This is a genomic window from Barnesiella intestinihominis YIT 11860 (assembly GCF_000296465.1).
Lineage (GTDB): Bacteria > Bacteroidota > Bacteroidia > Bacteroidales > Barnesiellaceae > Barnesiella > Barnesiella intestinihominis.
On sequence record NZ_JH815203.1, the window covers coordinates 1,033,017 to 1,054,517 of the forward strand.

General features: G+C 44.5%; 15 protein-coding genes and 2 pseudogenes. All 17 read left to right on the plus strand.

Annotated features, from left to right (window positions below):
* Nucleotides 1-38 precede the first annotated feature (38 nt).
* The 17 genes and pseudogenes from HMPREF9448_RS04170 (at nt 39) to HMPREF9448_RS04245 (ending at nt 21,499) form a co-directional block, all read left to right on the plus strand.
* The gene (locus HMPREF9448_RS04170; protein ID WP_008861345.1) at nt 39-878 is read left to right on the plus strand and encodes a hypothetical protein; all 840 of its coding nucleotides are present in this window, start codon (nt 39-41) and stop codon (nt 876-878) included.
* Nucleotides 879-1,151: 273 nt separating this feature from the next.
* Nucleotides 1,152-4,136 (plus strand): golvesin C-terminal-like domain-containing protein, encoded by a 2,985-nt coding sequence (locus HMPREF9448_RS04175; RefSeq protein WP_008861346.1) that lies wholly within the window; start codon nt 1,152-1,154, stop codon nt 4,134-4,136.
* Nucleotides 4,137-4,139: 3 nt separating this feature from the next.
* On the plus strand, nt 4,140-6,008 hold the full coding sequence (locus tag HMPREF9448_RS04180; protein ID WP_008861347.1) for an outer membrane protein assembly factor BamB family protein: 1,869 nt from the start codon (nt 4,140-4,142) through the stop codon (nt 6,006-6,008).
* Between the two features lie 8 nt (nt 6,009-6,016).
* The gene (locus tag HMPREF9448_RS04185; protein WP_008861348.1) at nt 6,017-7,474 is read left to right on the plus strand and encodes a glycosyltransferase family 2 protein; all 1,458 of its coding nucleotides are present in this window, start codon (nt 6,017-6,019) and stop codon (nt 7,472-7,474) included.
* A gap of 5 nt (nt 7,475-7,479) precedes the next feature.
* Complete coding sequence (locus tag HMPREF9448_RS04190; RefSeq protein WP_040295962.1) at nt 7,480-8,409, plus strand: DUF4922 domain-containing protein; 930 nt, start codon at nt 7,480-7,482, stop codon at nt 8,407-8,409.
* 6 nt (nt 8,410-8,415) lie between these two features.
* Complete coding sequence (locus tag HMPREF9448_RS04195; RefSeq protein WP_008861350.1) at nt 8,416-9,720, plus strand: SpoIID/LytB domain-containing protein; 1,305 nt, start codon at nt 8,416-8,418, stop codon at nt 9,718-9,720.
* Between the two features lie 11 nt (nt 9,721-9,731).
* Nucleotides 9,732-10,235: pseudogene (locus tag HMPREF9448_RS15030) on the plus strand (MFS transporter); the annotation flags it as partial.
* A gap of 567 nt (nt 10,236-10,802) precedes the next feature.
* Nucleotides 10,803-11,597, plus strand: a pseudogene (locus HMPREF9448_RS14945) (MFS transporter); the annotation flags it as partial.
* 17 nt (nt 11,598-11,614) lie between these two features.
* Nucleotides 11,615-12,847 (plus strand): exo-beta-N-acetylmuramidase NamZ family protein, encoded by a 1,233-nt coding sequence (locus tag HMPREF9448_RS04205; protein ID WP_008861352.1) that lies wholly within the window; start codon nt 11,615-11,617, stop codon nt 12,845-12,847.
* Between the two features lie 25 nt (nt 12,848-12,872).
* Entirely contained in the window at nt 12,873-15,692 is a 2,820-nt protein-coding gene (locus HMPREF9448_RS04210; RefSeq protein WP_008861353.1) for an FAD-binding and (Fe-S)-binding domain-containing protein, read from the plus strand.
* On the plus strand, nt 15,676-16,848 hold the full coding sequence (locus HMPREF9448_RS04215) for an acyltransferase family protein (RefSeq protein ID WP_008861354.1): 1,173 nt from the start codon (nt 15,676-15,678) through the stop codon (nt 16,846-16,848). Before HMPREF9448_RS04210 ends, HMPREF9448_RS04215 begins: the two co-directional genes overlap by 17 nt.
* The gene (locus HMPREF9448_RS04220; RefSeq protein ID WP_008861355.1) at nt 16,845-17,681 is read left to right on the plus strand and encodes a BadF/BadG/BcrA/BcrD ATPase family protein; all 837 of its coding nucleotides are present in this window, start codon (nt 16,845-16,847) and stop codon (nt 17,679-17,681) included. Before HMPREF9448_RS04215 ends, HMPREF9448_RS04220 begins: the two co-directional genes overlap by 4 nt.
* 11 nt (nt 17,682-17,692) lie before the next feature.
* On the plus strand, nt 17,693-18,520 hold the full coding sequence (murQ, locus tag HMPREF9448_RS04225) for an N-acetylmuramic acid 6-phosphate etherase (RefSeq protein WP_008861356.1): 828 nt from the start codon (nt 17,693-17,695) through the stop codon (nt 18,518-18,520).
* 13 nt (nt 18,521-18,533) lie between these two features.
* A complete protein-coding gene (locus tag HMPREF9448_RS04230; protein WP_008861357.1) occupies nt 18,534-19,196 on the plus strand; it encodes a GDSL-type esterase/lipase family protein in 663 nt (220 codons plus the stop codon).
* A 354-nt stretch (nt 19,197-19,550) separates the two neighbouring features.
* A complete protein-coding gene (locus HMPREF9448_RS04235) occupies nt 19,551-20,042 on the plus strand; it encodes a T9SS type A sorting domain-containing protein (protein WP_008861358.1) in 492 nt (163 codons plus the stop codon).
* Nucleotides 20,039-20,662, plus strand: a complete 624-nt coding sequence (locus HMPREF9448_RS04240) for a CotH kinase family protein (RefSeq protein WP_008861359.1) — start codon at nt 20,039-20,041, stop codon at nt 20,660-20,662. The genes HMPREF9448_RS04235 and HMPREF9448_RS04240 overlap by 4 nt, the downstream gene beginning before the upstream one ends.
* Nucleotides 20,663-20,665: 3 nt before the next feature.
* Nucleotides 20,666-21,499, plus strand: coding sequence for a CotH kinase family protein (locus HMPREF9448_RS04245; RefSeq protein WP_008861360.1), 834 nt, complete (start codon nt 20,666-20,668; stop codon nt 21,497-21,499).
* Nucleotides 21,500-21,501: the final 2 nt, after the last annotated feature.

Sequence of the window (21,501 nt, forward strand, 5' to 3'; positions counted from 1 at the left end):
ATGATGCCAGAAAGCACATCTATCAAGATTTTTTATTTATGAAAGTTATAGCAGAAAGTGGTTCCACGACAACAGAATGGGTTCTCGTCGATGGAAAAAATGTTTTGGAAAGAAGTTTTACGGAAGGAATAAATCCCTTTTTCCAAACGAGAAGGGAAATAAGCCACAGTATCCGTCTCAATTTACCGGAAACTTTTTTTAAGAAACGATGGGAACGGGTCTATTTTTATGGCGCCGGATGTGCCAATCTGGATAAGAAAAACATTCTCGAAGCCTCGTTAGTAGCACAGTTCAAAACACCCATTTCGGCGGAAAGCGATTTATTGGCTGCCGCCAGAGGTTTGCTAATCGACAAACCGGGAATAGCCTGTATCTTGGGGACCGGTTCGAATTCTTGTCTATACGACGGAGAACGTATCATTAAAAACGTACGTTCCGCCGGATATATCTTAGGAGACGAAGGCAGTGGGGCTGCTATGGGACGACGCTTTTTAAGTGACTATTTAAAGAACCTTACTCCAAAGGATCTCTGCGATGCTTTTCATGAAAAATTCAAAGTTACTCCGGACGAGATTATGGATTCCATATATAACCACCCTTTCCCCAACCGTTCGCTTTCTACTTTCTCCTATTTCTTGAAAGACCATCTGGACAACAAATATGCGTTCAATTTAGTCTATGAAGAGTTGATGAGATTCTTCCAGAGAAACATTATCCAATATGACTATAAATCATATCCGGTTTATTTCATGGGTAATTTGGCCTATACCTACGCCGATATTCTCGATTTGGTAGCTAAGGATTTCGGATTGAATATAGAAAAAACGGAAAAAAGCCCTATGCAGGGACTCATCGAATATCACTCGATCTACGGGTAAAGATATCTCATTATTTCGATTTATACTCATATGCAGGATCGTATCGACAGATTCTGCATATTTTTTTCTTGTAAAAAAGAGAGATGAATTCATATTAAAAAATACTAAATATATGTTCTCGAATCAAAAACATATATTATATTTGTATGAACCATAATAGAAAGGTATCTACTCATGAACTTTTAGCACCTAAAATAATGCTGTAAAAAGTTCTAACAAAGAGAAAATAGATTGACAAAAAAACAGGAACCGAAGTTTATCCATTCGAAAAACATGAAAGAGAACCGATATATTTTATCATTTATAATTTTCTTATTAGGCTCACTATCAATCCATTCACAAACACATAGAGGCCTAAGAACGACTGTCGAAGAAGCACTTGTTTCTCTAAAACCCGAACACTTAGCCATCGGTGAAATAAAATTAGATACGCTTCTTTTAGAAAAGGGCAACAAACTTGTCGTTCAAATGAACGATGAATTTTCTTATCTTCCATTCAGAAAGGAACTCGTTAAACGAGCCTATGACACCATACGTTCTATTTTACCACCGGACTTGAAAAAGAAAAAACTTTTCATTCTTACCAGTGGCTATGAAATAAGCGAATTGATTCCTTTCGCCGACAACCGCAAAAGATTCGAAATTCATTGCGAGCGACCGATCGTCAGCCCGATAAAATGTCACTACCTTCCTACAAAAGGTTTACTCAACAGACATATCGCTCTATGGCAAAGTCACGGATACTATTTCGAACAATCCTTGAACCGATGGGAATGGCAACGTGCCCGAATTTTCGAAACCGTGGAGGATCTGTACACCCAAAGTTTCGTCATGCCGTTCCTAACCCCCATGCTTCAAAATGCAGGAGCCTATGTATTTTCTCCTCGTGAACGAGATACAAACCGGCACGAACTCATTGCAGACAACGACAATGCCGATACCTATTTCGAAACAGGGACCGAAAAGGTAAAATGGGAGAACGGCGGCACAGGATTCGCCCATACAGTCTCGGTCTATACCGGCACTCGAAACCCGTTCGACGACGGAAGTTTCAGACAAACAAAAACCACGACCGATCCTCGGAAAGAGATACAGGCCCATTGGTATGCTCCGATACCCCAAACCGGGAAATATGCAGTTTATATCGCCTACCGCACAGTCAAAAACAGTACCGACGACGCTTTATACACCGTATATCACAAAGGCGGAAAAACACAGTTCAAAGTCAATCAAAGTATGGGCGGCGGCACATGGATATATTTAGGACATTTCGATTTCGCCAAAGGTGAAAACGCCCATGTAGAACTCAGCAATCTTTCCCGAAAAAATGGAAAAACAGTCACGGCCGATGCGGTGAAAATAGGAGGCGGATATGGCAATATCGCCCGACGAGTAGACGATTCGCACATCGACGAGAATCCGGGAAATTCATCTATAAACTATTCCTATACGACAAGCGGTTATCCCCGTTTCACCGAAGCCGCCCGCTATTGGCTACAATGGGCGGGATTCCCCGAAAAAGTCTATTCCCCCAGTCAAGGGAAAAACGACTATACCGACGATTACAAATGCCGGGGAGAATGGGTCAATTATCTGGCAGGAGGTTCGGACATACTGCCCGACAGTTCAGGATTGAACGTTCCCTTAGACCTCGCTTTCGCTTTCCATTCCGATGCGGGCACAACCAAAAACGACTCGATAATCGGGAGCTTAGGAATTTATTTTACCGGAAAAGGGAAAAAGACCTATGGGAAAAATACTCCCAGACAAGTTTCTCGTTATCTCACCGATGTCGTATTGACACAAATCGCCGACGACATACGAGAGACTTATGAACCGGAGTGGAACCGCCGAGGCATGTGGAACAAATCCTATTTCGAAGCCCGTGTACCCGAAGTCCCTACCATGCTCCTCGAATTGCTGTCTCACCAAAATTTCGCCGACATGCGTTACGGGCTCGACCCACGATTCAGATTTTTGGTTTCCAGAGCTATATACAAGGGTATTCTAAAATTTATCGCCGAACAAAACGACTATGAATATCAGGTACAACCCTTGCCGGTAAATCATCTGAGAACGGAGTTCATCGGGACGCACGAAATAAAACTGACATGGCGTGCCGTCGAAGATCCGTTGGAACCGACAGCCACTCCCGAAAAATATATCGTCTACACCCGAATCGGAAACGGAGTGTTCGACAGTGGCACACTCGTATCGGACACTTCATACACGAAAAGTATAATACCCGATTCGATTTATAGCTTCAAAGTCACAGCCGTAAATTCGGGAGGAGAAAGTTTCCCCTCCGAAACGGTGTCGCTTTGTCGCTGCTCGCAAGAAAAAGGCACGGTCATGGTTATTAACGGCTTCGACCGGATAAGTGCACCCGACAGTTTCGAAATAGACACCCTCATGGCAGGCTTCGACACACGCAAGGACTTCGGAGTGCCTTACCTCTACGACATCAGTTTCATCGGCGAACAATATGAGTTTCGACGAAATATCCCGTGGATAGACGATGATGCTCCCGGATTTGGAGCCAGTCGTGCCGACTATGAAACCCGCGTCATCGCCGGGAACACATTCGACTATCCGTATATACACGGCCGAGCCATAACGAATGCCGGATATTCTTTCCTATCGGCAAGCGACGAAGCTGTGACCGACCAACTCGTCGCCTTGAACGATTATCGTATCGTTGACCTCATTCTCGGAAAAGAAAAACAAGTGAAAATAGGCAGAGGCGTCACCGACAGAGCATTTAAAACATTCCCCGAATCCCTGCAAACTATCATTGCCGACTATTGTGAAAACGGAGGAAACATCTTCGTCTCAGGAGCCTACGTCGCTACCGATTTATGGGACAACGGAGATGTGAATGAATCCGACAAACGATTTGCCAATGAAATTTTGCACTATACTTGGAGAACAGGACAAGCCTCGGTCAGCGGACAGGTGAAACCCGCAGCTTCACCGTTCCCTGCATTCGACACACTCCATGTCGAATACCACAATACGCTCAACGAAAATTGTTATGCGGTAGAATCGCCCGACGGGATAGAACCTTTCGGAAAAGGAAGTTATACCATACAACGATACGGAGAAAACAACATCGGCGCCGGAATCTTCTATCGGGGACAGCGTTATAACACATGCATTTTAGGATACCCGTTCGAAACCATCAAAACGGAAAAACAAAGGAATGAGCTGATGAATGCCATTCTATCATCTTTCGACCAAACAATAACCCATCAATAAGTTATGAAAAGAATTTATCTTTCTCTCTCGCTTTTATTGCTTGTCATTATCGGTAGTAGAGCCGCAAACTTCAAATTCGCATTTCTCACCGATATACACATTACCGCCGGAGATTCTATCCCTTACAACGATTTAGCCCGGTCGGTAAACCAAATCAACGATACTCCGGGCATTGAATTTGCCATTGTATCGGGCGACATCACCAATATAGGAGATCGCCAATCGATGGAAGTGGTCAAATCGCTACTCGACCGACTGAATGTCGAATACCATATCATTCCCGGTAATCATGAAACGAAATGGAGTGAATCGGGAGTAACCGATTTCGCAAGGGTATTCGGAAGCGAAAGATTCAAATTCGAACATGACGGTATCTTATTCATGGGAGTAAATTCAGGCCCTATCATACGAATGGCCGATGGTCACGTGGCGCCTCAGGACATCGACTGGATCAAAACGGAATTGGACAAAGCCGGTAAAGAAAAGCCCGTAATCTTTATCACTCACTACCCCCTACAACCGGGCGATGTAGATAACTGGTACGACGTTACCGATGCCATACGCCCCTACAATATCCGCCTCGTCATGGGCGGACATTACCACAAATATATGCAACTGGAATACGATGGTATCCCCGGTATTCTGTGCCGGTCGAACCTACGAGCCAAAGAGAAAACAGGCGGATACTCCCTGTGTGAAGTCACCCCTGATTCTATTTTCATTTACGAGCATAAAATAGGTAATGTTCCTACCCGTAAAGGAGCATACTCCATGACCGGAATGAATTATCCCAAAAGCAATGCCGGTTATCCTCGTCCTGATTACTCGGTTAACAAAGAGTTCCCGCAAGTTTCGGAGCAATGGCTCGTCAGAAGCGGATATGAAATATTCTCCTCACCTGCCTATTGGGATAAAAAAGTTTACGTAGGCGATGACTCCGGGGCCATTTCCTGTTATTCGGCCACCGACGGCCGAAAACAGTGGAGTTTCAAATCGGATATGCGTATCATAGGGACACCTGCCGCCGATAAAAACGTCGTCGTATTCGGCTCTGCCGACATGAATATATACGGTCTGAATGCATCCGACGGCCGACTGTTGTGGAAAATAAACACCGAAGCACCCGTATTGGGAGCAGTTACCATACGAAACGGAATCGCCTACATCGGAGGCAGCGACCACAAATTTCGCGCAATCGACATTAAATCGGGAACTGTCGTTTGGAGTTACGACGGCGTAGAAGGCTACATAGAAACCAAACCCCTCGTTTACGACAATCTCGTGATATTCGGAGCATGGGATAAAAACCTCTATGCCCTCGATAAGAAAACAGGAAAAGAAGTTTGGAAATGGCACGAAGGGAAACCGGGTAGATTCTATTCGGCAGCGGCCGTTTGGCCCGTGGCGGCAAATGGGAAAGTATTCATCGCCGACCCCGAAAGAGTATTGACAGCTATCGATGCTTCTACCGGAAAAACCGTATGGAGAACCAAAGAATCGATGGTACGTGAGACCGTCGGCCTGTCGGAAGACAAACGGAGAATTTACAGTAAAACCATGAACGACAGTGTCGTATGTTACTCTACCACTACCGACTTCCCTGAAAAAATATGGGCTTCGAATGTCGGATTCGGATATGAGCACGCCCCGTCCATGCCGGTTGAAAAAGAGGGTGTTGTTTTCGGCAGTACCAAAAACGGATTGATGTTCGGGTTGGATGCCCACACAGGCAAAGTACTCTGGAAACACAAAGTGGGTAATTCGCTCATCAGTACACTCGTACCGCTCTCTAAAAACAAATGCCTGTTTACTGCCACCGGCGGTGAAATAGGATTGTTGGTAATCGATTATAAAATAAACAAACACAAATAATTTTCCCTATGAAAACAATAAACTGTTTCATACCTTTTTCTGGTAAAGTTCAAGTTACCGAAACCATCAAAGGATTACGCAACTGCGAGTATGTGAAGAACATATATTTGCTATCTTCGGAAAAAAGCAAAGAGCAAATAGAAGGTTGTGAAATACTGGACATTCCGTCGCTCAATGCCTCGACCACTATGAAACTTTTGGCAGCGTACAGCGATGCCGATTTCACATTGCTTTATACGAAACACACCACATTAGAGTTAGGATACTTCGCACTCGAACGTATGGTTCACATCGCCGAAGACAGCCAAGCCGGTATGGTATATGCCGATTCCTACCATGTAATCGACGGTGAACAAAAGAAAGCCCCGGTCATCGACTATCAGTTCGGCAGTTTGCGAGACGATTTTAATTTCGGTTCCCTGCTGTTATTCAACGCCGAAGCACTCAAAGATGCAGCTGCCCGCATGAAAACCGATTTCCAATTTGCCGGATTATACGACCTCCGTCTGAAATTATCTCAAAAAACATCGTTAGTACACATTAACGAATATCTCTATTCCGAAGTCGAAAACGATACCCGAAAAAGCGGAGAGAAAATATTCGATTATGTAAATCCCAAAAATCGGGGCGTACAAATAGAAATGGAAGCCGCATGTACCGAACACTTGAAAGAAATAGGCGGTTATCTCGAACCGGTATTCGAAAAGATCGAATTCAACGCCGACAATTTCGAATACGAGGCTTCGGTAATCATTCCCGTACGGAACCGTGTACGCACCATTGCCGATGCCATCGACTCGGTCTTGAAACAAAAAACGAACTTCAAATTCAATCTGATTATTATCGACAACCACTCGACCGATGGAACCTCGGAGGCTATCGATCGCTTTGCCGGCGACGAAAGAGTAATCCATCTTATTCCCGAACGAAATGACTTAGGTATAGGCGGTTGCTGGAACATGGGCGTACATCATTCCAAATGCGGGAAATTTGCCGTACAATTAGACAGCGACGATGTATACAACAACGAAAATACCCTGCAAACCATGATCGATGCATTCTATGCCCAAAACTGCGGTATGGTCGTAGGAACTTACATGATGACCGATTTCAATATGAACATGATTGCTCCGGGTATCATCGACCACAAAGAGTGGACTCCCGAGAACGGACGGAACAATGCACTCCGCATTAACGGATTAGGCGCACCCAGAGCCTTCTACACGCCACTGCTCCGTCAAGTGAAGGTTCCCAATACGAGTTATGGCGAAGACTATGCCCTCGGTTTGAACATCTCGCGCCATTACCAAATAGGGCGCGTTTACGAAGTAGTTTATTTGTGTCGCCGTTGGGACGACAACTCCGACGCTTCACTGAGTATCGAAAAGATGAACGCCAACAATTTATATAAAGATCGTATTCGCACATGGGAATTACAAGCCCGCATCGCCATGAACAAAAAATAATGCAAATGAAAGTTACATCGGAACAAGCCAAACAATTACTGACCGACCAACTCTCCGTATGGGAATCGGCGCGTGACAATTACAAAGCATTGGAAGCGGTACAGGTTAAAGAACTAACGGTGGAAGGTTGTACGGTCAAGATACAATTCAACCCGGCCCGTATCGTATCTTCGGCAGCCAAAGTGGACACTCAATCGCTGAAAGAGCGCAAATGTTTTTTGTGTGCCGAAAACCGTCCGGAAGTGCAAGAAGGATTACCCGATGGCAGCTATACATGGTTGATTAATCCTTTCCCCATATTCCCGGAACACTTTACCATTCCGGTAAACGAGCACCTACCGCAACTTATCGAAAAGAGATTTGGCGACATGCTTCGCTTGGCACAGGCCGCCGAACATTACGTACTATTCTATAACGGTCCCAAATGCGGAGCATCGGCCCCAGATCATGCTCATTTCCAAGCTGGGAACAAAGGATTTCTACCTCTCGAAAAGGAGTTGAAAAAGTATAGGCGCATTCCCATACGAACCGAAAAATCGGCTCGTCTAAGTCAAGTCGAGGATTATATCTGTCCCTTCTTCCTTATCGAAGCGGAATCGGAAGAAACCGCCGAAAAGCTCTTTGTGAAGCTCTATAACGCACTTGAACTAAAAGAGGGCGAACCGGAACCCATGATGAACATACTCACATGGTATGAAGATGGTAAATGGAGCTCTTGTATTTTCCCGAGAGCCCAGCATCGACCGTCGTGTTATTTCGCCGAAGGCGACGAAAATATCTTGCTCAGCCCCGCCTCGGTCGATATGGGAGGTGTGTTCATCACCCCACTCGAAAAAGATTTTAGGAAAATCGACGCTGAACATCTCGAAAAAATACTTTCAGAAGTCTGCCTCGACCGGGAAAAGATGTACGAAATAATAGAAAAACTTAAATAAACATTCATGAAAGAGCCACAAGTTACCGTAGGAATCATGTCAGAACGACAAATACGTTTCGTCTTCAACGGGACGTATCTGGCAAATGGCGTTCCGGTCTCAGGAGAGCATGAGGCTCATACGGACGGGAAACAGATCTTCTGGAACGGAAACCGCTACACCCGAATCGTTTTCACTCCCGAAAAAGAAGACTATTCGTTTTGTCTCAAAGAGGTGACTATCGGAGTAAAATTTCATTGGGAAAGGAAAGAAGACCAAACTTTCAAAGGTAATCTGAACCTGATAGTGGAAAACGGACTTATCACAACTATAAACGCTTTGAGCGTAGAAGACTATCTACTTAGTGTCATATCTTCCGAAATGAGTGCGACCGCCTCGCTCGAACTATTGAAATCGCACGCCGTCATTTCTCGGAGTTGGTTGTTGGCCCAAATAAGAAAAAACAAAGAGTTAGCCGGAAAGAAACCCGACTCGTTGATTCGTACCGACAAAGAACTGATTCACTGGTATGACCGGGAAGACCATATCAACTTCGACGTATGTGCCGACGATCATTGTCAACGCTATCAAGGCATCACTCGGGCCTGTACCGAAGTTGTCGCACAAGCCATACAAGCTACGCACGGAGAAGTTCTCACATACGATGACGAAATATGCGATGCCCGCTTTTCAAAATGCTGCGGAGGCGTCGTGGAAGAATTTTCCTCTTGCTGGGAAAACATAAATCCCCCCTACCTGACGGCTCTACGGGACGACAAAAATGAAAAAGATTTTCCCGACTTGAAGAACGAAGACATCGCCCGGCAATGGATATACACCTCCCCCACAGCCTTCTGTAATACGACCGACAAAAAGATACTCTCGCAGGTTCTCAACAATTACGATCAGGAAACGACCGATTTCTATCGATGGTCCGTTGTTTACTCCCAAAGCGAACTGGCTCATCTCATTCATAAAAAATCCGGAATCGATTTCGGTGAAATCATCGACCTAAAACCCATAGAACGAGGAACGTCGGGCAGATTGGTACGGTTACAGATACAAGGTAGCAAACAAACCCTCATTATCGGGAAAGAGCTGGAAATTCGCCGTGTACTATCTCCGTCCCATTTATACAGCTCGGCTTTCGTCGTAGAGCGAGAAGATATACAGAACGGAATACCCCAACGGTTCGTCATACACGGAGCCGGCTGGGGACATGGCGTAGGACTCTGCCAGATCGGAGCCGCCGTCATGGGCGAACATGGCTATCCTTATCGCGAAATACTGCTACACTATTTCGTAGGTGCGAACATAGAAAAACTATATTAAAAATACACACCATGAACCCTCAAAAGAAAACATCACCTTGGGCGTGGATCCCTACTCTTTACTTTGCACAGGGATTACCCTATGTAGCCGTTATGACCATATCGGTCATCATGTATAAAAGATTAGGCATATCGAACACCGACATAGCGCTATATACCAGTTGGCTTTATCTGCCGTGGGTAATCAAACCGTTTTGGAGTCCGTTCATCGATTTGCTGAAAACCAAACGATGGTGGGTAGTCACTATGCAGATGTTGGTAGGCGCCGGACTGGCAGGTATCGCATTCACCATTCCTGCTCCGCATTTCTTTCAAATAACACTCGCCATTTTCTGGTTGGTCGCATTCAGTTCTGCCACCCACGACATAGCAGCCGACGGATTTTATATGTTGGCTCTCGATACCCACGACCAAGCGATGTACGTAGGTATCCGCAGCACCTTTTACAGAGTCGCGACCATAGCCGGACAAGGTTTGCTGGTGATTCTCGCCGGATTGCTCGAATCGAATACGGGCCTCACTCCGTTGAACCTCGAAATAAAGGCCGGACCGGAATATGCCAACGAAATAGTCCTTCCCTCGACCGACTACATCATCGACGCAAACAACGAAGAAATGCACTTCGTCGCATCGCCTTCCACCCTCGAAATAGGGACAACTGCCGATCCCCATGCAGTAGACTCTATCAACGCATGGGTAAAATGCCAAAACATTACGAACGGATTTGTCCTCGCAGAGGCGAAAAACCCATCGCAAACAAAAGATGAAAACAGTAGCGGAATAGGCGAAAAAATAAACACCTTTATCAAAGAGACATTCGGTGAAAAAAGAGAAAGAACCGAACACAAGCTCACCGGGAATATAGGCGTTATAAAAGTTTGCCTCTCCCAAAAGCCCGGAAAAGGAGAAAAGGTCGTTTTAAATACAGTGCACAAAAACGGAGACCAAAGTATCTATCTCACGCAAGGCGACCGTTTGGAATTCACCGAAGAGAATTGGGATAAGCCGGCTTATATCGCGGTACAAATAGACCCGAAATTAAAAGAAGCATCGAATGCTTCGTTCGAATCCACATCGGGAAATATCTCGCTGGCATGGTCGATCACATTCTTTGTCCTCGCCGGATTCTTTATCGCTATATGCTTGTATCACAAGTACATTTTACCTAAACCGAAATCAGACAAAGCCGTATGTGAAGCAACCGCCTCGAACATCTTCAAAGAGTTCTTTGCCACGTTCGTCACATTCTTCCAGAAAAAACAAGTATGGGTGGCTGTTTTGTTCATGCTACTATACCGATTGCCCGAAGCTCAGTTGGTAAAACTTATCAATCCCTTCTTGCTCGACCCCAAAGAATTAGGGGGATTAGGACTGACAACGGGACAAGTCGGTTTAGTATATGGTACTATCGGGATTTTAGGCTTGACGATCGGTGGAATCATCGGTGGAATCGTAGCGGCAAAAGGTGGACTCAAAAAATGGCTTTGGCCTATGGCTTGGAGTATTTCCCTCACCTGCGCTACATTCGTTTACCTCAGCTATTACCAACCCGATAGCCTGTTCGTCATCAACCTCTGCGTTTTTATCGAACAATTCGGTTATGGATTTGGATTCACAGCTTATATGCTGTATTTGATTTACTTCTCCGACGGGGAACATAAAACGGCCCACTATGCCATTTGCACGGCATTCATGGCCTTAGGTATGATGTTACCCGGCATGGCTGCCGGCTGGCTGCAAGAACTCATAGGATATAAACACTTCTTCTATTGGGTAATGATCTGTTGTGCAGCGACTATTGCAGTATGTGCATTCATAAAAATAGATCCCAATTACGGGAAAAAAGAGACAGAAGAAAAAGAGACAGAAACAAAATAATATAAAAAATAAAGTCTATGAAATTAAAAAAGTATATAATTTTGTGTTTGATTACAAGTCTTACAGGAGGACTGAGCGCACAAAAAACAATGACGGGTATCGAAGTTCTGAAAAAAGATAATTTCAAAATATTGGAAAGGAAAAGAGTAGGCTTGATTACCAACCCGACAGGGGTTGATAATTCGTTGAAATCTACTATCGATATTCTGTTCGAAGCTCCTAACGTCAATTTGGTGGCCCTGTACGGGCCCGAACACGGCGTGCGCGGCGACGTGCATGCCGGCGATAAGGTAGAAAATTCCACAGACCCATCGACCGGATTACCGGTATATTCGCTATATGGGAAAACCAGAAAACCGACACCCGAAATGTTACAAGGTATCGATGTGCTTGTCTACGACATACAAGATATAGGTTGTCGCTCCTTTACTTACATCAGTACTATGGGCGTGGCTATGGAAGCGGCCGCTGAAAACGGAATCGAATTTATCGTACTCGACCGGCCCAACCCCATCGGAGGAGAGAAAGTGGAAGGGAATCTCGTGGAAGACGGTTACATCTCTTTCGTAAGCCAATTCAAAATACCATACATTTACGGACTTACTTGCGGAGAGCTTGCCCGAATGTTGGTGGGAGAACACATGCTTGCCAAAGACTGCAAACTTACAGTCGTCCCCATGAAGCATTGGAAACGAAGCATGGACTATACTAAAACAGGTTTGCAATGGATACCCTCCTCACCACATATTCCGCATCCCCATTCGGCATACTTCTACCCCCTGTCGGGAATCGTGGGAGAGCTGCCCTACCTCTCCATCGGAGTGGGATATACCATACCGTTCCAAATGTTCGCAGCAGAATGGATAGATGCCGATAAGCTCGCCGACCGCATGAATAATTTGAACCTGCCGGGTATTAAATTCCGCCCCATGCATTTGAAGCCTTTCTACGCTTTCGGAAAAGGGGAACATTTACAAGGAGTACAAGTACATATTTTGGATTATAAAAAAGCTCGACTTTCCGAAGTCCAATTCTACATCATGCAAGAATTGGCCGCTTTGTATCCCGATAAACCCGCATTTTGCAAAGAAAATGAAAGCCGATTCGACATGTTCGACAAAGTATGCGGAAGTAACCAAATAAGAGAAAGATTTTCAAAAAATTACCATTTCGACGACATCAAGGACTATTGGTATAAAGACGTCGAAGATTTCAAAAAACTATCTCGAAAATATTATCTCTATAAATAAAGAACAGATTGTTTAACGTACCGAGATGAAAGAACAAAAGTATAACGCTTATCTGAAAGAAATCGGGAAATTTATCCCGAAAGACCGGATATATACCGACGAGCTTCGTTTGTTGGCTTGGGGAACCGATGCCGGATTCTATCGACTAATCCCGAAAATAGTCATTCGGGCAAAAGACGAAAATGAAGTTTCCCGGCTCCTCGCTTTGGCCGACAAATATACACTGCCTGTCACATTTCGAGCGGCAGGAACTTCACTCTCAGGTCAAAGCATAAGCGATTCTATACTTATCGTAGCCGGGAAAAATTGGGAAAAATATTCCATCTCGGAAGATTTCGAACGCATTACACTCCAACCCGGTATTATCGGGGCACGTGTCAATGAAATATTAAAACCCCACGGTCGTAAATTCGCACCCGATCCTGCATCGGTAAAATCGGCTATGGTGGGCGGAATCGTCATGAACAATGCATCCGGTATGAACTGCGGTACACACGCCAACAGCGACAAAGAATTGCTTTCGGCGAAAATCGTGCTTGCCGACGGTACTCGGTTGAACACCGGCGACCCGGAAAGTCGAATGACATTCGAGAAAAACCACACCCCGTTCCTGAACAAAATCATCGAGATAAGAGACGAAATACGAAACGACAACGAACTGAGTGACCGTATCCGCAAAAAATATTCCATCAAAAATGTCACCGGGTTGAATTTATTACCTTTTGTGATATATGACGACCCATTCGATATTATCGCCCACCTCATGGTGGGGTCAGAGGGTACGCTCGCTTTCTTATCGGAAGTTACGATGAAAACCGAGCATGACTATCCCTATTCGGCGAGTGCCATGCTTTACTTCTCGAACATAAAGGATGCCTGTCGAGCGGTCGTTGCCATGAAACCCGGTCCCGTATTCAGTGCAGAGCTGCTCGACAAAAAGTCTTTGGCTTCGGTCAACGACACGACTGGAACGGGTCTTACAGCAGTTTTGACCGAAACGAAAGCCGATACTCCCGAAGAACTACAAGCCAATATCGAAGAAATAAAAAAGATACTTTCTCCATTCAAAACCGTTACTCCTATTCACTTTACGGACAAGCCCGAAGAATATTCGAAATACTGGGCTATCCGTTCGGGTATTTTCCCATCGGTGGGAGGAACTCGCCGGCCGGGTACGACCGTTTTGATCGAAGACGTTGCATTTCCATTGAAAGAGCTACCCGAAGCGACCGCCGATTTACAAGAGTTATTGGTAACGAATGAATATCACGACGCTTGTATTTACGGACATGCGTTAGAGGGAAACTTCCACTTTATCATCAGCCAGTCGTTCGACTCTCCCGAACAAGTCGCCCGATATGAAAAACTGATGGACGAAGTAAAAACATTGGTAGTGGACAAGTACGACGGTTCGCTGAAAGCAGAACACGGAACCGGACGGAACATGGCTCCATTCGTCAAATACGAATGGGGAGAAAGGGCCTATGGATTCATGAAAGCCGTCAAAGAGTTGTTCGACCCGAAAGGATTACTCAATCCCGGTGTCATTTTCAACGAAGACCCACATTGCCATTTAAAACACTTCAAACCTATGCCTCTGACAAACGCTCACGTAGACAAGTGCATAGAGTGCGGATTCTGTGAAGTGAATTGCCTGACTTGTGGATTCTCTCTTTCTTCCCGTCAACGTATCGTCATTCAACGGGAAATTTCCCGGCTCAAAAAACTATCCGATACGGAAAGTTCGGAACGGCTGAAAACATTGCAGAAACAATACAAATATTTAGGAAACGCAACCTGTGCGGGAGACGGACTTTGTTCCATGTCTTGCCCGATGGGAATCAATGTAGGCGATTTAACGCACGATATCAGACAAGCGAATTTACCCGAAAAAAGCATTGGATACAAAACCGGCGATTTCGTCGCCAATCATTTTGCCGAAACGAAATCGGCTCTCAGACCTGTTCTTTACTTGGCGAACATGGCCCACAATATGTTGGGCGATAAAGTCATGAGCTCTATTGGGCAAGGTCTTCACCAAATAGGTGTTCCATTGTGGACACCATCTATGCCCAAACCCTATTATCCTCATCGAATACAACAGCACGAAGAATCTCTGAAAGTGGTCTATTTCCCAAGCTGTATCAATCAAACTATGGGTACGGCGAAAGATTCACCCGACCAAACGCCTCTGATCGACAAGACTGTCGCCTTGCTGCAAAAAGCCGGATATGAAGTCATCTTTCCCGAAAACATGAAGAATCTCTGTTGCGGAACAATCTGGGAAAGTAAAGGTATGATGGACATTGCCGACCGAAAATCGGCCGAATTGGAAGCTGCGCTATACAAGGCTAGCAACGGAGGGAAATATCCTGTACTCTGCGACCAAAGTCCCTGTCTGCACCGTATGCGCGAGGTCATGACCCAAGTAAAACTATATGAACCGGTAGAGTTCATATATACTTTCCTGAAAGACAAACTCGTTTTTTCTCCTATCGACGAACCAATCGCCGTTCATATCACTTGCTCGATGAGAAAAATAAATTTGGGAAACATGCTCGTCGATTTGGCTCATTTATGCTCTACAAAAGTAATTGTTCCCGAAGAAGTAGGTTGTTGCGGTTTCGCCGGTGACAGGGGATTCACTTATCCCGAGGTCAACGCCTATGCTCTCAGAAAGCTAAAACCTCAAATAGAAAAAGCAGGAGTAAAAACCGGTTATTCCAATAGCCGCACTTGCGAAATAGGACTGACGACCAATGCAGGAATACCTTATATTTCTATCGTCTATTTAGTAGATAAATGTACAACTTCAAAAAATAAATGCCATGAACAACCCGCCTAATAAAAGGCTTCTTTCTCTCGATATACTGAGAGGTATCACCATCGCCGGAATGATTATGGTAAATAATCCCGGTTCGTGGGGATATATCTATGCACCGCTCGGCCATGCCGAATGGATAGGTCTGACTCCCACCGACCTCGTTTTTCCGTTCTTCATGTTCATCATGGGAATATCGACTTATATGTCGTTGAGAAAATTCGACTTCCGGCTATCGGGAGCGGTAGCGTGGAAAATCATACGCCGCACGATTGTTATCTTCGCTATCGGATTGGCTATCGCTTGGTTCGGATTAACCATGCGTACCTATCATCAACTGGGAGAAGAGTCTCTATCCTTTTTCGAACGATTGGGCCGCTCTATGTGGAATTTCGACCATATCCGTATATTGGGAGTTATGCCCCGTTTAGCGATTTGCTACGGAGTAGCCGCATTTATCGCCTTGATTGTCAAACATAAATATATACCCCACATCGTATCGGTCACGTTGATTGCCTACTTCGTCATACTGATAACAGGAAAAGGGTTCGAATTTTCCGAAGATAACATCATCTCGGTAGTCGACAGAGCTATTTTAGGAAGCAACCACATGTATCACGATAACGGGCTGGCTCTCGACCCCGAGGGGTTGCTCAGTACGATACCGTCGATATGCCACGTACTCGTCGGCATATTTTGCGGGGGACTCATCATGCGCACAAAAGATAACGCCGTACGCATGCAGAATCTTTTCATTGCAGGAACGATACTCACTTTTGCCGGATTACTTCTCGAATACGGTTGTCCTATCAGCAAAAAAATATGGTCTCCTACATTTGTTCTCACCACATGCGGATTAGCAGCCAGCTCATTGGCTTTGCTCATCTGGATCATAGACATCAAAGGATACAAAAAATGGAGCCGATTTTTCGAAGCATTCGGTATCAATCCCTTATTCATGTACGTATTGGGAGCTGTGTTAAGCATCCTCATCGGTAGTATTTACGTTACTTACGGAGGAGCGAGTATGACTTTGAAAGGAATGATTTACAACGAATGGCTCGTTCCTCTATTCAAAGACGAAACTTTTGCATCGCTTATATTCGCCCTTTTATTTATCGGTGTAAACTGGATTATAGGGTATGTTTTGTATAAAAAGAAAATATATATAAAGATATGATTATTATTGCAGACAGTGGTTCTACCAAAACCGATTGGTGCGTAGTAAACCACGGAAAACAGGTTAAAAGAATCACAACGGAGGGAACCAATCCGTTTTTTCAGACAGAAGAGGAAATAAGCCAAGTGGTAAAAGATAAACTCATGCCCCATTTGGACGGAGTGAAAATAGATGCCGTTTATTTCTATGGGGCAGGTTGTGCCTTTCCAGAAAAGAATGAGATTGTCCACAATGCCATTTATAGGCACATACCGGTAACTATCGAAGTCGGGAGCGACTTGTTAGCAGCTGCTCGCAGCCTTTGCGGACATAAAGCGGGTATCGCCTGTATCATGGGGACCGGATCGAACTCTTGTTATTACGATGGCAAAGAGATCGTAAACAACATATCCCCATTGGGATATATCTTGGGCGACGAAGGCAGCGGCGCTGTTTTGGGAAAATTATTGGTCGGCGACTGTTTGAAAAACCAACTGACTCCCGAACTAAAAGAAAAATTTTTCAACCGCTTCAATCTCACGCCAAAAGAAATTTTGGATAACGTATACAAGAAGCCTTTCCCCAATCGTTTTTTGGCATCGGTATCGCCGTTCCTCATCGAAAATATCGAAGAGCCTTGTATCCACAGAATCGTTCTGAACGGATTCAAAAACTTCTTCACCCGTAATGTCATGCAATATGACTACAAAAATGTAAAAGTACATTTCATCGGGTCTATCGCATACTATTACAAAGAAGTTTTGGAAGAAGCAGCCCTTGCCCTGCAAATAGAATTGGGAACAATCATAAAAAGTCCTATGGAAGGACTCGTCGAATTTCATTCAACTTTATAAAAACGCATATTATGGCATTCGTAAAAATAACCGAACAACCGTCTCTTTACGACAACCTCGAAAAAAAATCGGTATTGGAAATATTGCAAGATATCAATACCGAAGACCAGAAAGTCGCTTTGGCCGTGAAAAAAGCGATTCCTCAAATAGAAAAATTGGTATCTCAAATCGTTCCCCGCATGAAACAAGGCGGACGCATTTTCTATATGGGAGCCGGAACCAGCGGACGTCTCGGAGTACTCGACGCTTCCGAAATTCCCCCGACATTCGGTATGCCCCCGACATTGGTCATCGGACTAATCGCCGGCGGCGATACAGCTTTACGCAATCCGGTCGAAAACGCCGAAGACGACATGAACCGCGGCTGGGAAGAACTGAAAGAGCATAACATCAACGAAAAAGACACGGTAATAGGAATCGCGGCATCGGGTACAACCCCTTATGTTATCGGAGCTTTACATGCGGCAAGAGAGCACGGTATTCTCACCGGTTCCATATCGAGTAACCCCGATTCCCCCATATCGAAAGAGGCCGACGTAGCGATCGAAATGATTGTCGGACCTGAATACGTTACGGGGAGTTCCCGCATGAAATCGGGAACTGGGCAAAAAATGATTCTCAACATGATAACAACATCTGTCATGATACAATTGGGACGGGTCAAAGGTAACCGTATGGTAAATATGCAGCTCTCCAACCAAAAACTAGTAGACAGGGGTACGCGCATGGTGTCGGAAGAACTGGGTATGGACTATGACCAAGCCAAACGATTATTGCTTCTGCACGGCTCTGTGAAAAAAGCAGTCGATGCCTACCACGCAGAAAATCCAAACTCATAAACACATCGAATTTATGAAACAGTTTTTTATCCTTTTAGGGCTATCGATATGCTTAATGAGCCTGTCGGCACAAGAAGCATACCAATATAATCAGTTTTATTACCAACGCTCCACATTATTCGAGAAGTTACCTATCGACAGCGACGATATTGTATTTTTAGGAAACAGTATCACGAACGGTTGCGAATGGCACGAGTTATTCAATAACCCCAATATCAAAAACAGAGGAATAAGTTCGGACGTTTCGATGGGGGTTTACGATCGTCTCGACCCGATTATCAAAGGGAAACCGGCAAAAATATTCCTGATGATCGGTATCAATGACATCGCGCATCATTTATCAACCGACAGCATCGTTAAGAACATAACCCAAATCATTCGAAAGATTAAGAAAGAGACCCCTTCCACACGACTTTACATACAAAGTTTGTTACCCACGAACGACTCTTTCGAACGATTCAAAACGATTATGGGAAAAACGCCCCAAATTATTGAAATAAACCAGCAATTAGAAGAGCTTGCCCCGATAGAGAAATATACATATATCGATCTGTTTCCACATCTGACGACTCCGGGAACGACCGTACTCGATCCTCAATATACGAATGACGGACTGCATCTGCTCGGAGATGGTTATCTAGTCTGGAAAGACGTTTTATTACCTTATTTGCAATAACAAAAATCCGGCAGAAGTCTTTTCTTGATTTTTCTGCCGGATTTCATTTTTTATTTTTTTCCAACTACCTTAATCTCTATCCTTCGACCATAATCGTCAACACTTCCATTCCCTCAAATGGAGAAACACAGAGGTTATTTTGAATATACTAACCGATAGTAATATCGGGACAAAGTCAGTTTCAACATCGGCTACGGGATAACTCTGCATTCAATAAAAAATTTACAGAACTATTCGATAAACCAAGACATAATATATTGTTTTTTTTGAATATAAATTCAAAAAAATCTCTTGATTAACATGATTAAAACATGTAGCTTTGTAACTAAATTTATTAAACAAATTTAATTTACCATGAAAAAGATTGTAATACCTCTTCTTTTGGGTCTCTTTGCCACAATACCACATCATCTTCCGGCAGCCTCTTACAAGAGCATTATCGTCAACCAATCAGATGGCTCCGAAATGAAAGTAACCATCGAAGACGATATGAAAACAGCGGTTGCCGAAGGGAATCTAGTAATCACTTGCACCAAAGGCGACATAGTCCTGCCTGTCATCGACATAAAAAACTGGACATTCTCTACAAGTGCAGGCAGCGACGACGTGTGGACCGGAATAGAATCGCCGACCGCAAGCGGAACAAATTGCATACTCAACTCCGACAGAATCATTCTCAGTAACTTACCCGAGGGTTCCACGGTCACTCTTTGTTCCATCGACGGGCGAATAGTTAAAAATAGCCGTGCCGAGGGCGATTACGAGCTCTCTATCTCCGAACTGCCCAAAGGCATATATGTATTGACTTATAATAAAAACACACTTAAAATAGCGGTTGCAAAATGAAAAAAGTTCTACTTCTCACCGCAGCCGTTCTCATAAGCGGTTCTGCAATGGCTCAACACGAGCATTTCCACGTGTTCCGCAACGACAAGCAATTCAATACGTTCAACAACGTACAAGAAATAACCTATCAGGGATCACCCTCCTCGGGTTACGACAAAATGCTAGTGACCGATGCCAAAGGTAATACGACCACTATCGATATAGAAGCTATCGACAGCGTTGTAATCCGTTCCACAGGGATTCCCGAATTTCACGTGAATCTAACCGATCACCCCGAGTGGACGGAACTTACCGGCAGCAAGAGTGACGAACATCCGGCCATACTGCGCATGGACGGGAACGGAATGTACGACGACCTGCCCGAACAAGAAGTTATATTTCGCGGTCGAGGTAACTCCACGTGGAATATGAAAAAGAAACCCTATCGTTTCAAAATGGATAAGAAAACAGCGGTCTGCGGCATGAAGAAAGCAAAATCATTCGCGTTGATCGCCAACTACATCGACTGCTCTCTTATGCGCAATACCGTAGCTCTTTGGCTTGCCAATTACCTCGAAATGCCTTTTGCCAACCACTGTATACCGGTAAAAGTCTATTTCAACGGCATCTGCAAAGGCTAGTATATGCTCACCGAAAAAACAGGAATCGGCAGTGGCAGCGTCGATATCGATGAAGAAAAAGGAATGTTATTCGAAATAGACTCGAACTACGACGAAGATTACAAATTCGCTTACGATCTCTATTCTCATACCGCAGTTCAGAACGGAAACAATAACCAAGGCACTCTACCCGTAATGATCTCCGATCCTGATCTAACCGAAATAGCTCCTGCCCTCGGACTCACGGCCGATGAATATTTCGATACATGGAAGAACGATTTCTCAGCCATGCTCACCGCCGTGATGACAACTCCCTCGACAGGTAGTTTAAAAGAATATATCGACATTGAATCGGTCGTTAATTTCTTCATGGTCAATTCTCTATCTTCCAATCATGAAATGAGGCATCCCAAGAGTTTCAAACTTTATAAAGATTCACTCGATGGAGTCTACAAATTCGGCCCGGTATGGGACTTCGACTGGGCATTTACATTCGACGGAAGAGAAGGTGCTCCTGCCAATACTCCTATGGTCGACAACAACGGAGACTGTGGCGGCTACACTTTCATCAAAGCCTTGCTGAGCAATGAAGAGATACGCACGCTATATCAACAAAAGTGGAATGCTTTTGTCAAAGATGGTTATCCCGAATTGAAAGCCTATATGGAAGAATACGCTACCCTCATAGAACCTTCGGCCAAAGAGAACGGAGTGCTTTGGCCTGCCGATTACAGCGTGGATTGGAGATTAAGCGAAAGCTCTTTCGACTTCCGAGAAAACTTCGATAAGCTTAAAGCGTGGATTCAACAGCGTATAAACTATTGTAATGAAGACCCCAACTTCGGTCTATACCGTTGATT